This is a genomic window from Salegentibacter lacus (genome assembly GCF_020164555.1).
Lineage (GTDB): Bacteria > Bacteroidota > Bacteroidia > Flavobacteriales > Flavobacteriaceae > Salegentibacter > Salegentibacter lacus.
Map to the genome: position 1 here is coordinate 1 of NZ_JAIQZB010000097.1, position 276 is coordinate 276.

General features: G+C 41.3%; 1 protein-coding gene. It reads right to left on the reverse strand.

The window, feature by feature from the left end:
- The coding region (locus LB465_RS18170; protein ID WP_394370955.1) for a transposase at positions 1-226 on the reverse strand (226 nt) is incomplete at its 3' end.
- Positions 227-276: the final 50 nt, after the last annotated feature.

The following is a 276-nucleotide window of genomic DNA, read 5'->3' on the forward strand; positions in this document are numbered from 1 at the left end:
TATTGCGCAGGTATGCATAGATGGTCACCTTGAGCAACATCCGGGGATGGTAACTGGAGGTACCTCCTCCTTTATAACTTCGCTCCAGGTCAGCGATGTCGATTTGATCAATAATCGTATTGACGATTCTAACGGGATGATTGGAAGGAACCAGATCATCATAACTGGGAGGTAAAAGACTTAACTGCGACTGGTCATAGGTCTTAAATACTGCTTTGGCTTTCATTACATGAAAATACTAAAAACCAGAAAATAATACAACAAAAAAGGCTGCCT